We start from the raw sequence: 15,137 nt of genomic DNA, 5'->3' as shown, positions 1-15,137 counted from the left end.
AAATGCCTTACTTCTTCACTTCGCCGGCGTGGTCGGCCGAGGAAAGCTTGGCGCCGCGCTCTTCGATCTGTTCGATCGCTTCGCCGACTGGCGTGTTCGGCGCCTTCATCAGGTGCGCATGGCGGTCGCCGTTATAGGCCCAGTTGACCGCATTGCGCAGCACCTGGCCGACATTGGCGTCGTGGTAGGTCGGGTAGGTTTCGTGGCCGGGGCGGAAGTAGAAGATATTGCCCGCGCCGCGACGGTAGGTCAGGCCCGAACGGAACACTTCGCCGCCCTGGAACCAGGACACGAACACGGTTTCGAGCGGCTCCGGCACGGAGAAGGGCTCGCCGTACATTTCTTCATATTCGAGCTCGAAATAGGCCGGCAGGCCCTTGGCGATCGGGTGGCCCGGATTGACGACCCAAAGGCGCTCGCGTTCGCCCGCTTCGCGCCAGTGGAGGTTCGCCGGCGAACCCATCAGGCCCTTGAACACCTTCGAGTGGTGGCCCGAGTGCAGCACGATCAGGCCCATGCCCTGCCAGACATGTTCCATGACGCGCTTGACGACCACGTCGTCGACCTTGTCGTGGGCCGCATGGCCCCACCAGACCAGAACGTCGGTCTCGGCCAGCACGGCGTCGGTCAGGCCGTGGTCCGGTTCCTGCAGCGTCGTGGTCTTGGTCGAGATATTGCTGTCCTGCGCGATGAGCGAGGCGATCTGGTTGTGCATCCCGTTGGGATAGTTCTCGGCCACGACCTTGTTCTTCTGCTCGTGGACATTCTCGCCCCAGACCAGGGTACGGATCGTCATTGGTAGTCTCCTAGTTTGACTGGCCAGGCGGGGAGGCACCGGCCCTTCCTTGAATTTTCTGCGTCATTCCCGCGAAAGCGGGAATCTCCATCGTGGTCAAGGGAGATTCCCGCTTTCACGGGAATGAGGAGAAGGATTGATCTTGGTGACGACCGTATGGCCGTCACCAAAACTGTGATCGATTTATCGAATCGGCTTGCCTGCGACGTCGAAGCGATGAATGCGGTCCGCCTGCGGGGAAACCTTCACCACCGACCCGCTCTGATAGGTCGCAGTACCGTCGAGGCGCACCACCACCGGCTCTTCCTGGCCCATGTCGAGATAGACATAGGAGTCCGCACCGAGATTTTCGGTATGGATCACAGTGCCTTCCCAGATGCCGTCGGCGCTGACTTCCATGTGCTCGCCACGAATGCCGAGCGTGGTGCAGCCAAACTTGTCGGCCTTGTCGCCGGCAATGAAGTTCATCTTCGGCGAGCCGATAAAGCCGGCAACGAACAGGCTGTCCGGCCGCTCATAGAGCTCCATCGGCGTACCGACCTGCTCGACATAGCCATCGCGCAACACGCAGATGCGGTCGGCCAGCGTCATCGCCTCCACCTGGTCATGCGTCACATAGATCATGGTCACATGGTCCATGCTCTCATGGAGCTTGGCGATCTCGATACGGGTCGCGACGCGCAGTGCCGCGTCGAGGTTGGACAGTGGCTCGTCGAACAGGAACACCTTCGGATCACGCGTAATGGCGCGGCCGATGGCAACGCGCTGGCGCTGACCACCCGAAAGCTGCTTGGGCAGACGGTCGAGATACTGCCGGATCTGCAGCATGTCGGCGGCCTTTTCCACGCGCCGCTGGATTTCTTCCTTGCCCTTGCCCTTCTCGAGCGTCAGGCCGAAAGCCATGTTTTCGTAGACCGTCATATGCGGATAGAGCGCATAGGATTGGAACACCATGGCAATGCCGCGCTTGGAAGGCGCCAGCGCATTGACCAGCTTGCCGTCGAAGAGCATCTCGCCCGAGGTGATATCCTCAAGGCCCGAGATCAGGCGCAGCAAGGTGGATTTGCCGCAGCCCGAGGGGCCGACAAAGACCATGAACTCGCCCTTGCGGACTTCCAGGTCGACGCCCTTGATCACGTCGACCATGCCAAAGGACTTGCGGACATTGCGAAGTTCGATCGCAGCCATTTTCTAAAACTCCTTAGCCCTTCACGCCGCCGGCCGTCAGGCCCGACACGATTTTGCGCTGGAAGACGAGAACGAGGATCACCAGAGGCACGGTGACGATGACCGAGGCAGCCATGATGTTGCCCCAGGGGATTTCATATTGGGTGCTGCCCGAGAGCAGCGCGATGGCCACCGGCACGGTGCGGGTCTCGTTGCTTGACGTGAAGGTCAGTGCAAAGAGGAACTCGTTCCACGCCCCGATAAAGGCCAGGATGCCTGTGGTCACCAGCGCCGGCCACATCAGCGGCATGAACACGCGAGTGATGATGACCCAGGGCGAAGCGCCGTCGACGATCGCCGCTTCTTCGATTTCCACGGGCAGGTCACGCATGAAGGTTGTAAGAACCCACACGGTGAACGGCAGCGTAAAGATCGTATAGGAGAAGATCAGCGCCCAGGGCGTGTTGTAGATGCCGAGGGCCCGGATGACCTCGAAGAGGCCGGCGAGCACGGCCATCTGCGGGAACATCGAAATCCCGAGGATGGTCAGCAGCAGCAGCCCCCTGCCCCGGAACCGCACGCGGGCCAGCGCAAAGGATGCCGTGATGGCGAGGAACAGCGCCAGGATCACCGTGACCGATGACACGAAGATCGAATTGAGCAGGTTGCGTGGGAAGCTGCCCGAATTCAGCACGTTCCAATAGTTGTCGAGGCTGAACGAGGTTGGCCAATAGTTGACCTGGAACAGCGCCGTGCCGGACTTAAAGCTGGTCAGGATCGCGTAGTAGAAGGGGAACACGCTCACCAGAACGATGAAGCCAACCAGCAGGTAGAACAGCGTCCACTTGGTTGCCTTCCAGAGATCGAAGGTCGCACCCATTATCGGTCTCCCCCGTCAAATTTCACTTGTCCGAGCCAGATATAGAGGATGGTCAGGACGGCGATGATCAGGAACAGCAAGGTCGACATGGCCGAGCCATAGGCGAACTTGTCGAAGTCGAAGAGATTTTCGCGCGCCAGCACGCTCATCGTCTTGGTCGCCGAGCTATTGGGCGTCAGCACATAGATGAGGTCGAAGATGCGCAGCGCGTCGAGCAGGCGGAAGATGATCGCCACCATCAGCGCCGGTCGAACCAGCGGCAGCGTGATCTTGAAGAACTGCTTGACCGGATGCACGCCGTCGATTTCGGCGGCTTCATAGATATCCTTCGGGATCATCTGCAGACCGGCAAGGATCAACAGCGCCATGAACGGCGTCGTCTTCCAGATATCCACGATCAGCACCGCGGTCATCGCCGTGTCGGCCGATGCGGTCCAGGCGACCTTCTGGCTCAACAGGCCAAGCCGCATGCCCAGATCATTGAGAATGCCGAATTGGTCATTGAGCATCCAGCCCCACATACGGGCGGAAACGATGGTCGGGATGGCCCACGGGATCAGGATGGCGGCGCGAACGATACCGCGGCCCTTGAACTCGGCATTCAGCACCAGCGCGACCATCATCCCGAGCACAGCTTCGAAAAGCACCGAGACAAAGGCGAAGCGCACGGTATTCCAAACCGCATTCCACCAGGCCGGATCGACCAGCAGGCCGCGCCAACGCACCGAGCCGCTTTCAAGCACAGTCCAGCGCAGGTAATTGCCGAGGCCGATCCACTGCGCCCCTTCAAGATTGGTCAGTGAGGCGTCGGTGAAGGAAAACCAGATCGAGCGCAGCAGCGGCCAGCCGGCCACCACCGCAAGCGCGATCAGCATTGGGATGAGGAACAGGCGCGCGGCGCGAATGCGCTGCTGGCTCAGTTCCGATTTCACTTTTGGCGCAGCCACCCTGGTGGAAGACGCCAGTGTTTCGGTTGTCATCGTTGCTCCTCCCAACGCCTATGGTCATCTATTGCGCAAGGCGGGCGGCGGGAAATCCCAGCCGTCCGCCTTGTCATTGGGCCCTGGGAGGACTTACCAGGCGTCGCCCTTGAGGTCGGTCAGATCGGCTTCGAGAACTTCAAGATTCTCGGCGGCAGTGCCATTGCCCGAAAGGGTGTCATGCACAGCGCTCCAGAACAGCGAGGAGACCTCGTTGTACTTCGCCTGGGTCGGAGCGGACGGACGCGGCACGGCGTTCTGGAAAATTTCCTTCCAGGCCGGGATGATCGGCTGCTGCGCTGCGATATCGGCGTCGTCATACAGCGCTTCGATCGTGGGCAGGTTGGACTGCATCAGGGCGCGTTCCTTCTGCACTTCGGCCGAGCTCAGATAGAGCGCCAGCGCGATGGCGGCATCCGGATCGGGCGTGTACTTGGAAACGGCAACGTTCCAGCCGCCGAGAGTGGCAGCCGAACGGGCTTCCGGGCCATCACCGGCCGGGAGCGGAGCAACGTCGAACTTGCCGGCAATCGGGGAGTCCGCGCCATTGCCGAGCGAGTAGGCATAGGGCCAGTTGCGGTGGAACACGGCATTGCCGAGCTGCCAGACGCCGCGGCTTTCTTCTTCCATATAGGCCAGGTTGCCTTCCGGAGAGATGGTGCCAACCCAGCTGGCAGCCATGTCGATTGCCTTGGCAGCCTGCTCGTTGTTGATCGAGATGGTGCCATCGGGCTCGACGATCTGGCCACCGCCGAAGGACTTCACCCATTCAAGGGCGTTGCAGGTCAGGCCTTCATAAGCATTGCCCTGGAACAGGAAGCCCCACATTTCCGGGTTACCGGCGGCGCGTTCCGCATCCATGATTTCCTTGGCGGTCGCTTCAAGCTCGGCCCAGGTAGCAGGAACGGTCTTGCCGTACTTTTCCAGCAGGTCCTTGCGGTAGTAGAGCGCCGGAGCGTCGGTGAAGGCCGGCAGTGCCACGAGCTTGTCGCCCACGGTCTGGGATTCGATGATCGAGGGGAAGTGGTCGCCCACGACATCCTTGGCGGCTTCCGACAGATCGAGGAACTGGTCGGCAAGCTGGGGCGCCCAGATCACGTCGGTCTGGTAGACGTCGATGTCGGTATTGCCGGCAGCCAGCCACAGCTTGTACTGGCCGAACTGGTCAGTGGTCGAGGACGGCATCGGAACGATGGTCACCTTGTTACCCGTGTCGGCCTCGAACTTGTCGAGCTGGCCGCGCAGGAACTCAAGGCCCGTGCCCGTATCGCCGGAAACGATGGAAAGCTCGGCAGCCTGCGCCGCACCAGCTACCAGCGTCACGCTCGTCAGCATCGCGACAAGCAACTTGTTCAGTGTCATTGGAAATCCTCCCGAAAGAAATCTTGCACAGGGAGGCAAAACGGCGCGGCCCGACGCATCACGCGTGAGCCCGCAAGTTCCTCCCCTAAAACGCCCGCCCCGCCGTTCACGCCAGCAGATTTTCAAAGCGCTTTGGATGAAAAGGAACCAGAGCCACAGAACACTGTCAAGCACCGAGCAGCGGCAATCTTCACCATTTTTGCAAGCATTTACAAAATATCATTCATTTTCAATTACTTAGAAATTGCCAACCTCCACTTCCCGGCCAAATCGTTAAAATTGATCTGATGTACGCACCTCAACCAAATCCAAACTTTTGAGCCCCCTTGCATCAAAAATTGAAATCGCTTTGAATGCGCTTTGGAGGAGTAAGGCAAAGGCTCTGGTCAAAGAGCCCTGCCTGCCCTAATGGCTAGGCGAACAGAGCGGCCACAAGGCCAAACCCCGGAAAACCGGGCGCGCCGAAACCATTTGGGCCATAAGCCGCTATGAGATTGAAAGACCTTGCCGAGCATCTCGGCCTGTCGCAAACGACGGTGAGCCGTGCGCTCAATGGCTATCCTGAAGTCAAGGAAGCGACGCGCGTGCGCGTTTCCGAGGCGGCGGCACAGCTTGGCTATCGCCCCAATGCCAGCGCGCTGAGGCTGGCAACCGGTCGCGCCGGCGCTGTCGGCCTCGTCTTGCGCGGCGCTGATGAGCTCGGCCCCCACATGTCCGAATTCCTCTCCGGCCTCAGCGGCCGCATGGTGGCGCAGGATATCGACATCGTCGTCACCACTGTCGCCTCGCATCAGGAAGAGCTGTCAGCCTATCGGCGTTTGGCCGCCAGCCAGCGGGTCGATGCGATGATTCTCCATTCGCCGACCCTCCACGATGAACGCGCCGAACTATTGCTGGATTTGAAAATTCCCTTCGTCCTGCATGGTCGAACCAACGTCACCCGCCCGGTCGCCTGGCTGGACATCGACAATACCGGTGCCCTCGAACGCGCCACCAGCCACCTGCTCGATCTCGGCCACCGCCGCATCGCCCTGCTCAATGGCGGCAAGGGCCGCACCTTCGCCGAGCATCGCGAGCTGGGCTACATGGCTGCCCTGTCAGCCCGCGGCGTAGCCTTCGATGCCGGCCTTATCGGCAATGCCATCTTCACCGACGAGGTCGCCTTCCGCATCACCCAGTCCATGCTGGAGTTGCGCCCCCGCCCCACCGCGTTCCTCGCCGGCTCGATGATGACCGCACTCGGCGTCTTCCGCGCCATCCGCCAGGCCGGCATGACCCTGGGCACCGACGTCTCCATGATCGCCCACGACGACGTCTTCCCCTATCTCAACGCCGACAACATGTACCCCACCATGTCGACCACGCGGTCATCCATCCGCCTCGCCGGCTCCCGCATCGCCGAACTGCTGCTGCAATTGCTTGGCGGCAAGCCCGCAGCCGACATCCACGAACTCTGGCCGGTAGAACTGGTCCTGCGCGAAAGCTCCGGCCCCGCACCGCTGTTCTGAATCAAAACCTCACGCGCCGAGCCTAAACCCCTTCATCCGCTCATAAAACGGCCGCGCTTCATCCGCGATCTGAGCCAGCCACCCCGGCAATGGCCCAATCGCATCCGGCGGCGAAAACCCGGTGCTATTGTAGACCGCATTATACCAATGCGGCCCCCAAACCCCATCCTCCGCATGCGCCCCGTTAGGCCAATTCAACATGGCCGGGTCCCAGTCCAGCCCCACCGCCGCGCATAGCGCCGACAGCGTCCCCTCGGGATCGCGCCTGATATCGTCGCTATCGACCACGACCGGCGCCTTGCCCGTCCGCTCCGCCACCCGCTCGAACAGCATCGCCTGCCCTTCGAACCCGATATCGGCCAGCGTCACACTTTCCCGCTTCTGTGCATAGGACGCCAGCACCCGCTCCGGCGCACGCAGCAGGAACACATTGGTGACCTCGTCCATCCAGTCGAGCGGAAAGCCGTCCACCATATGGTGGCTCATATGCTTCTGATACCAGACCGTTTTCCCGCCCGGTACCGGCCCCAGGATATAGCGCACCACCTCATCTGCATCCTGCGGCTGCGACGCCATCACCTCTTCACGCATCGGATGATCGAGCCCCGTCGCCTTGAGATAAGCGGCATAAAACGGCTCATCGCTGACAAAACTATCCGCCCGCGAGGAGAAGCTGCGCATCATCGCCGTGGACAGATTCCGCGGCCCCGACCACATGGCAATCCTTCTTACTTCGCTCATGGCCGGAACGTCTCCGCTTCGATCAATTCGCGATAAAGCCCCGCCAGCCGCGCTGTCATTTCCCCCGGAATCGGGCTCGGCCCCGTCAGCGGATGCCCCATCCGGCGCCCATCCACTTCCCGCACCGATGTCAGACCCGCAAACGTGCCCGTCACAAAAGCCTCATCAGCCCCATAAACGTCTGTCAGCGAAAAATTCTTCTGCCGCACGGTGATCCCTGCCGCCTCGGCGACCCGGATAATGTTCCCGCGCGTAATTCCCCCGAGGCAATAATCGCCCGTGGATGTCCACACCTCACCCCGCCGCACGATGAAGAAATGCGTCGAATTACACGTCGCCACAAAACCCTGCGGGTCCAGCATCAGTGCCTCATCCGCGCCGGCCTTCGCCGCCTGGATACAGGCCTGGATGCAATTCAGCTTCGAGTGCGAATTGAGCTTTTGGTCCTGCATATCCGGCGCCGTCCGCCGGATCGTCGAAGTAAACAGCGAAATCCCATCGGGCTTCGGCGAAGGCGCCTTGAATTCGGGAATGATGACAATGGTCGCATCGCCAATCGTCACGCGCGGGTCCTGATAAGGCGTCGCCTTGATCCCGCGCGACACCATCAGCCTTATATGGACCCCGTCCTCCATCCCATTGGCGGCGACACAATCAAAAATGCGCTTCACCAGTTCGTCCGGCGTCAGCCCCACCGAGAAGTCGAGCGTCTTCGCCCCTTCATAAAGCCGCTCGAGATGCGCCCAGAGAAACGGAATGCCGCCCTTGTGCAGCCGCAGGCCTTCCCAGACGCCATCCCCCAGCACGAACCCCGAGTCGAAAACCGACACCACCGCCTTGTCCCGCGGCATCAACTGGTCATTGACGGCAATGAGAATGGAAGCATTGCGCGGATCATCCGCATAGGCATGAACGCCATAGGCCATAGAGAGAGGCTTTCGCTAGTTTAGTCGTGGCGAAAACATCTCCTCTCACCGCCGCAAAGTCGAGGCCCACAGAAATTTTTGACCATCTGGACGAAACTGTCACAATTGGGCAATGTCACCTCGCGGCTGGGAGGACGCGAGCAGATGGGCAAATAGGCGCAATATACTGAGGTTGCGGCAACTATCGCCCGCTCACGGGCGACTCCGAGCCGTCATGCAAGTGTCATTGCACTGTCATCTCGCCCCTCTACTCCCTCGCCCGTTCGCAGCGGCTCTCCCCCTTGGGAAAGCCCGCGACTGCTCATTCAGGGAGACAAAGAATGACGTTCAAGTCTGCGCTGACCACCTCGGTTTCGCTTCTCACCGTGCTCAGCTTCGCGGCTCCGACTTTCGCCCAGACCGATCTGGCAGCGCTTTACGAAGCCGCCAAGACCGAAGGCCAGCTCACCGTGATCGCCCTGCCCCATTCCTGGTGCAACTATGGCGGCGTGATCGAAGGCTTCAAGGCCGCCTATCCGGGCATCACCGTCAATGAACTGAACCCCGACGCCGGTTCCGCCGACGAGCTCGAAGCCGTCCGCGCCAACAAGGGCAATACCGGCCCGCAGGCTCCGGACGTTCTCGACATCGGTCTCGCCTTTGGCCCGCAGGCCAAGGACGAAGGCCTGCTTGAGGCCTATAAGGTCTCGACCTGGGAAGAAATCCCGGACGATGCCAAGGACGCTGATGGCTTCTGGTACGGCGACTACTATGGCGTGCTCGCTCTCGGCATCAACAAGGACATCATCACCGGCGACAATCCGACGTCATGGGCTGACCTGAACAAGGACGAGTTCGCCAACTCCGTCGCTCTGGCTGGTGATCCGCGTACTGCCAACAACGCCATCATGTCGGTCTTTGCCGCTGGTCTCTCGACCGGTGCCGCTCAGGACGCTGCCGCTCAGGCTGGCCTCGAATACTTCAAGGCTCTCAACGACAAGGGCAACTTCGTCCCCGTCGACGCTGAAGCTGCCGCCATTGCCCAGGGCACGACCCCGATCGCCATCAACTGGGACTACAACCTGCTCGCCGCTCGCGACAACCTCAACGGCAACCCGCCGATCGAAGTCGTCGTCCCGTCCGACGGCGTTGTGGCTGGCGTCTACGTCCAGGCCATCTCCGCCTTCGCACCCCACCCGAACGCTGCCAAGCTCTGGATGGAATACCTCTATTCCGACGAAGGTCAGCTCGGCTGGCTCGCTGGCTACTGCCACCCGATCCGCTTCAACGCCCTCGCCGAAGCCGGCAAGCTCCCGGCCGACCTGATGGCCAAGCTCCCGGCCGCTGAGAACTATGCCAAGGCCGTGTTCCCCTCGATCGAAGAGCAGAACGCCAACAAGGCCACCATCACTGGCGGCTGGGACTCCACCGTCGGCGCTTCGGTTCAGTAATCTGACATCCAGCACCCGCCGGCTTCCGGCGGGTGCACTTATCTCCACGTCGTCATTGCCCGGCTTGTCCGAGCAATCCATGCGGTGCCGGAGATGGACCACCGGGACGAGCCCGGTGGTGACGACGCCTGATAGTCTCGAGGCACCGCAAAATGACCGACATCGCCGCACCACCAAAACCACACCGCCGCATCCCCTGGGACAGCCTCGCGGTTCTCCCCTTCGTCATCTTCGCGGTGATGTTCCTCTTCCTGCCCACCCTCTCGCTGATGGGCGCCGCCTTCACCGATCGCGCTGGCAATTTCACATTTGAAAACATCGCCGGCCTCTTCACCGACCAGATCATGGCCGCCTACTGGATTTCGATCCGGATTTCTGGCGCCTCCGCCATTCTCGGCGCTCTGATCGGCTTGGCGCTCACGCTCGCCATCATCCGCGGTAAGCTGCCCCAGGGCCTTCGCTCCGCCGTCATGACCTTTTCCGGCGTCGCCTCCAATTTCGCCGGCGTCCCCCTGGCCTTTGCCTTCATCGCCACCCTCGGGCGCCTTGGCCTCGTCACCATCATCCTCAAGACCGTCTTCGGGATCGATATCTACCGCTCCGGCTTCAACCTCTTTTCCTTCTGGGGCCTGACGCTCACCTATCTCTACTTCCAGATCCCGCTGATGGTTCTCACCATCGCCCCGGCCATCGATGGCCTCAAAAAGGAATGGAACGAAGCCGCCCAGACCCTCGGCGCCTCGACCTGGCAGTTCTGGCGCTATATCGGCTTCCCCATCCTCTGGCCGTCTGTCCTCGGCACCCTGTCGCTCCTCTTCGCCAATGCCTTCGGCGCCATCGCGACCGCCTGGGCGCTCACCGGCTCGAACCTCAACATCGTCACCGTGCTGCTCTACAATCAGATCCGCGGCGATGCCCTGCAGAACCCCGGCCTCGGCGCCGCGTTGGCTTTGGGCATGATCGTCATCACCTCGCTCGCCAACGTCATCTATCTCGTTGTCGCCGCCCGCGCCGAAAGGTGGATGAAATGAAGTCCGACAAGTTCTGGGCCTGGCTCGTCTTCATCCTCGGCGGCGCCTATTTCATCGTCCCGCTCGCCGCCACCTTCGAATTTTCCCTCCGCATGCGCCGCGGCGAATACAGCTTTGACGCCTATGCCTCGGTCTTTGCCGACCCGTACTTTGCGTCGAGCTTCACCTATTCGGTCGTCGTCGGCCTCTTCACCATCATCGTGGGCATCCTCGTCGTCGTCCCGGCGGTCTATTTCGTCCGCCTGCGCATGCCTTGGCTCAAGCCCATCATGGAGTTCATCACCCTCCTGCCGCTGGTCATTCCGGCGCTGGTGCTCGTCTATGGCTATATCCGCCTCTACGGCTCCTCCTCGATGATCCCCTTTACCGGCAGCGTTTTGGGCACCGATATCCTCCTGACCTGCGCCTATGTCACTCTCGCCCTGCCCTATATGTATCGGGCCGTCGACAACGGCATGCGCACCATCGACATCGGCACCCTGACCGAAGCCGCCCAGATCGCCGGCGCCAACCAGCTCCAGATCATTGGCCAGATCATCCTGCCCAATATTCTCGTCGCCATCCTCTCCGGCGCCTTCCTCACATTCGCCATCGTCATTGGCGAGTTCACCATTGCGAGCCTGCTCAATCGGCCGGCCTTCGGCCCCTATCTCGTCGGCATCGGTACCAACCGCGCCTATGAGCCCGCCGCGCTCGCCATCATCTCCTTCATCATCACTTGGGGCGCCATGGGCATGATCAACGTGCTCGGCCGCTTCGCCCCCCGCACTTCTGCCAGGACCGATTGACCATGGCCGCCTTCCTCGAAGTTTCGAACCTCGTCAAATCCTTCGGCACCAATACGGTCGTGAAGGGCGTCAACTTCGCCTTCGAAAAGGGCGAATTCATTTCGCTCCTTGGCCCCTCGGGCTGCGGCAAGACCACGATCCTGCGCATGATCGCCGGCTTCGAACGCCCCACCTCCGGCGCCATTCGCGTCGATGGCGAAGACCTCACCCACCTCAAGCCCAATCAGCGCAAGCTCGGCATGGTCTTCCAGGCCTATGCCCTCTTCCCCAACCTGACTGTGGGCGAAAACATCGCATTTGGCCTCAAGATCGCCGGCATGCCCGCCGAACAGCGCCGCGCCCGCGTCGAGGAAATGCTCAAACTCATCGGCCTCCCAGGCTTTGAGAAGCGCTATCCCTACGAAATGTCCGGCGGCCAGCAACAGCGCGTCGCCCTCGCTCGCGCCATCGCCCCCAAGCCGCGCCTCCTCCTCCTCGACGAACCGCTCTCCGCCCTCGACGCCAAGATCCGCGTCTCGCTGCGCGAAGAAATCCGCGCCATCCAGCAAGACCTGGGCATTACCACCGTCTTCGTCACCCACGATCAGGAAGAGGCCATGTCCATCTCCGATCGCATCGTGGTCATGAACGCGGGCAATATCGACCAGATGGGCTCGCCCCACGAGATCTACAATCGCCCGGCGACCCGCTTCGTCGCCACCTTCGTCGGCCAGCTCAATACGCTCCCTGAGACCACCTTCGGCCCCAGCCGCGCCATCCGTCCCGAGCTGATTTCCCTCGCCCCGCGCCCCGAAACCGACACGACCCTGACCGGCACCGTCTCCGACGTCGGCTTCCTCGGCTCCGTCGTCCGCCTCCGCGTCGATGTCGCCGGCACCCCCATCAACATCGATACGTTCAACGGCAACAACGCCACCCCACCCCAGCGCGGCGACGCCATCACCCTGCACCTTGCCGCCAAGGACGTCCTGACGCTCGGCGCATAATTCCGCGCGTCGGCCTCCGCCCCTCCATCTTCATTGCCGGGCGTGTCCCGGCAATCCATCCGGTATGGACACCGGGATGGTGCGGCATGCCGTCCGCATGCGCACACCCCTCCAAATACCCTTTGACCACTCACCCCGCCGCGGCCCATTCTCGCGCCAACACAACCGGGAATCGCGCCATGGACACCACCTTCGTCACGACCGAATGGCTCGCCGCCCACCTGAGCGACCCCAACCTCGTCGTCGTCGACGCGAGCTGGCACCTGCCCAACGCCTCCCGTAACGCCCAGGCCGAATACCTTGCCGGCCATATCCCCGGCGCTGTTTTCTTCGACATCGACGGCATCGCCGACACCACCACCCCCCTGCCCCATATGCTGCCATCGCCGAGCGACTTTGCCCACATGGTCGGCGCGCTCGGCATCGGCAGCGACATGACGATCGTCATCTATGACGAACTGGGCCTCTTCAGCGCCCCCCGCGTCTGGTGGACTTTCAAGACCTTCGGCGCCGAAAAGGTGCATATCCTCTCCGGCGGCGGCCCAAAGTGGCGCGCCGAGCGCCGTCCCCTTGAAGCCGGCCTCGTCGCCCGCGGTCCCGCCCATTTCGACGTAGACTTCCATCCCGACCGCGTCGTCGATTTCGACGCCGTGCGCGATCGCAGCCAGGACGAAGCCGCTCAAATTCTCGACGCCCGCCCGGCCCAGCGCTTCCACGCCGAAGCCCCCGAGCCCCGCCCGGGCGTCCGCGCCGGTCACATCCCCAATAGCCGCAATATCCCGGTGAGCCTGCTCTCGGAAAACGGCGCCATGAAATCCCCCGAGGCGCTCGCCGCAATCTTCGCCGAGCGAGGCGTAGACCTGACCAAGCCCATCATCACCTCATGCGGCTCCGGCGTCACTGCTTCGACCCTGGCTCTGGCGCTCGAGCAAGTCGGCGCCAAGACCGTCGCCGTCTACGACGGCTCCTGGTCCGAATGGGGCGCAAGGCCGGACGCGGAAGTCGAAAGCTAAAAGCGCCGCTTCATCCAAGCGCTCACAACTCTGTCCACTCTCACCACGTCATTCCCGCGAAAGCGGGAATCTCCGTTTCCATGCCGGGCTAAGCGCTCCCTCACTTTCCCGCAATCTTACCGGATTTTAATGTAGCCAAACCGCGCAAGCTGTTAGGCTCGCTTCGATTTTGCGCGCCCCCCGCATTTGAGGTTTTCTTTTGATCCGGCAGTTTCTTGCCTCCATCGCGGTTATCGCCGCGGCCGCCTTTGCCTGGCTCTATTTTGCGCCCGGCGCTCCCCAGGTTTTGACCAATGCCGGCATCGTCCTGCCCTTCGGTCCCCAGGCCGAGGCCGCTCAGGCCCCAGCGCCCCAAGCCGGCGCACAAGGCCAGCGCCCCGGCGGCGGACCTCCGGCGGCGGGTGGCGGTCGCCCCGGCGGTTCCGGCGCCCGCGCCACCAATGTCATCACCACTGGCGTTACGCTGGTCCGCATCAACGACACCCTTGCCGCCATCGGCGAAGGCACGCCGGTGCGCTCGGTAACTGTTGCCGCCACCTCGGGTGGCGAACTCACCGAAGTGCTCGTCCGTCCCGGCCAGATCGTTGAAGCCGGCGCCACGATCGCGCGCTTCGACGCCGCCGCCGAACAGATCGAATTCGACCGCGCCCAGCTTGCCCTCGATGATGCACGCGCCACGCTCACCCGCACCGAGGGCCTCGCCAGCAACAATGTCGTCGCCGGGACAGCTCTCACCGCCGCCCAGCTCAGCGCCGCCAATGCCGAACTCGCCCAGCGCAATGCCGAAATGGCCCTCACCCGCCGCACCATAGGCAGCCCCATTAGCGGCAAGGTCGGCCTCATCCGCGTCACCCCCGGCAATTACGTGCCAGCCCAGACCACCGTCACCTCCATCGACGATACCTCGTCCATCCTCATCGATTTCTGGGTGCCCGAGCGCTACGCCGCCCAGATCGAGCCCGGAATGCCGGTCACGGTCAATGCCGTGGCCCTGCCCGGCCAGGTTTTTGGCGGCGATATCTCCGCCATCGATACCCGCATCGATCCGGCCAGCCGCACCCTGCAGGTCCAAGCCGAAATCCCCAATCCCGAAAATCTCCTCCGGGCCGGCATGAGTTTCACCGTCTCGATCGCCTTCCCCGGCGAGGAATATCCGGCGGTAAACCCCCTCGCCATCCTCTGGTCGGCCCAAGGCTCCTATGTCTGGAAATACCTCGACGGCAAGGCCACCCGCGTCATGGCCGAGATCATCCAGCGCAACAGCGACGGCGTGCTGGTCCGCGCCGACCTCAAACCCGGCGACGCCATCATCACCGAAGGCATCCTGCAGTTGAGCGAAGGCGCGACCGTCACCCTGCTCGAAGGCCCCGACGGTACCGGAAACACGCCACAACCCCAACCTTCAGTCGCAACCAACTAGGGAGGCGCCGCCGTGTCCATTGCCAGCAAGAACGAACGGGGCGGCGCACTCGCCACACTCTTCGTCCGTCGGCCCGTCATGGCCGTGGTCATCAATGCGCTGATCATGG

14 protein-coding genes are annotated in these 15,137 nt (G+C 62.3%); 7 read left to right on the top strand and 7 right to left on the bottom strand.

Annotated features, from left to right (window positions below):
- Positions 1–7: 7 nt before the first annotated feature.
- From ABW043_RS19680 to ABW043_RS19660, 5 genes are all read right to left on the bottom strand, one after another.
- Positions 8–796, bottom strand: a complete 789-nt coding sequence (locus ABW043_RS19680) for a ThuA domain-containing protein (RefSeq protein WP_353922900.1) — start codon at positions 794–796, stop codon at positions 8–10.
- A 183-nt stretch (positions 797–979) separates the two neighbouring features.
- Complete coding sequence (locus ABW043_RS19675; RefSeq protein ID WP_353922899.1) at positions 980–1,984, bottom strand: ABC transporter ATP-binding protein; 1,005 nt, start codon at positions 1,982–1,984, stop codon at positions 980–982.
- A 13-nt stretch (positions 1,985–1,997) separates the two neighbouring features.
- Complete coding sequence (locus ABW043_RS19670) at positions 1,998–2,843, bottom strand: carbohydrate ABC transporter permease (RefSeq protein ID WP_295409573.1); 846 nt, start codon at positions 2,841–2,843, stop codon at positions 1,998–2,000.
- Positions 2,843–3,823: a carbohydrate ABC transporter permease gene (locus ABW043_RS19665; RefSeq protein WP_353922898.1), complete on the bottom strand. Its 981-nt coding sequence runs from the start codon at positions 3,821–3,823 to the stop codon at positions 2,843–2,845. The genes ABW043_RS19670 and ABW043_RS19665 overlap by 1 nt, the downstream gene beginning before the upstream one ends.
- Positions 3,824–3,916: 93 nt before the next feature.
- On the bottom strand, positions 3,917–5,185 hold the full coding sequence (locus ABW043_RS19660) for an ABC transporter substrate-binding protein (protein ID WP_353922897.1): 1,269 nt from the start codon (positions 5,183–5,185) through the stop codon (positions 3,917–3,919).
- Between the two features lie 488 nt (positions 5,186–5,673).
- On the opposite strand from ABW043_RS19660, the gene ABW043_RS19655 reads away from it, so the two are divergent.
- Positions 5,674–6,693, top strand: a complete 1,020-nt coding sequence (locus ABW043_RS19655; protein ID WP_353922896.1) for a substrate-binding domain-containing protein — start codon at positions 5,674–5,676, stop codon at positions 6,691–6,693.
- 9 nt (positions 6,694–6,702) lie between these two features.
- Here ABW043_RS19655 and ABW043_RS19650 read toward each other — a convergent pair whose 3' ends face one another.
- Positions 6,703–7,434, bottom strand: coding sequence for a sulfotransferase-like domain-containing protein (locus tag ABW043_RS19650; RefSeq protein WP_353922895.1), 732 nt, complete (start codon positions 7,432–7,434; stop codon positions 6,703–6,705).
- Positions 7,431–8,360, bottom strand: a complete 930-nt coding sequence (locus ABW043_RS19645; RefSeq protein WP_353922894.1) for an aminotransferase class IV — start codon at positions 8,358–8,360, stop codon at positions 7,431–7,433. Before ABW043_RS19645 ends, ABW043_RS19650 begins: the two co-directional genes overlap by 4 nt.
- A 320-nt stretch (positions 8,361–8,680) precedes the next feature.
- Between ABW043_RS19645 and ABW043_RS19640 the strand changes: the two genes are divergently transcribed.
- The 6 genes from ABW043_RS19640 to ABW043_RS19615 all read left to right on the top strand — a co-directional run bounded on the left by ABW043_RS19640 (position 8,681) and on the right by ABW043_RS19615 (position 15,028).
- Positions 8,681–9,790 (top strand): ABC transporter substrate-binding protein, encoded by a 1,110-nt coding sequence (locus tag ABW043_RS19640; protein ID WP_353922893.1) that lies wholly within the window; start codon positions 8,681–8,683, stop codon positions 9,788–9,790.
- Between the two features lie 152 nt (positions 9,791–9,942).
- Positions 9,943–10,821, top strand: a complete 879-nt coding sequence (locus tag ABW043_RS19635) for an ABC transporter permease (RefSeq protein WP_353922892.1) — start codon at positions 9,943–9,945, stop codon at positions 10,819–10,821.
- On the top strand, positions 10,818–11,609 hold the full coding sequence (locus ABW043_RS19630) for an ABC transporter permease (RefSeq protein ID WP_353922891.1): 792 nt from the start codon (positions 10,818–10,820) through the stop codon (positions 11,607–11,609). The genes ABW043_RS19635 and ABW043_RS19630 overlap by 4 nt, the downstream gene beginning before the upstream one ends.
- Before the next feature lie 2 nt (positions 11,610–11,611).
- The gene (locus ABW043_RS19625) at positions 11,612–12,595 is read left to right on the top strand and encodes an ABC transporter ATP-binding protein (RefSeq protein WP_353922890.1); all 984 of its coding nucleotides are present in this window, start codon (positions 11,612–11,614) and stop codon (positions 12,593–12,595) included.
- Positions 12,596–12,774: 179 nt separating this feature from the next.
- A complete protein-coding gene (gene sseA, locus ABW043_RS19620; protein WP_353922889.1) occupies positions 12,775–13,608 on the top strand; it encodes a 3-mercaptopyruvate sulfurtransferase in 834 nt (277 codons plus the stop codon).
- Positions 13,609–13,807: 199 nt separating this feature from the next.
- Positions 13,808–15,028: an efflux RND transporter periplasmic adaptor subunit gene (locus ABW043_RS19615; protein ID WP_353922888.1), complete on the top strand. Its 1,221-nt coding sequence runs from the start codon at positions 13,808–13,810 to the stop codon at positions 15,026–15,028.
- Positions 15,029–15,137 lie beyond the last annotated feature (109 nt).

Origin of the sequence: Devosia sp., assembly GCF_040509215.1 — a bacterium.
GTDB lineage: Bacteria > Pseudomonadota > Alphaproteobacteria > Rhizobiales > Devosiaceae > Devosia.
This window is presented reverse-complemented; position numbering and strand designations above follow the sequence as displayed.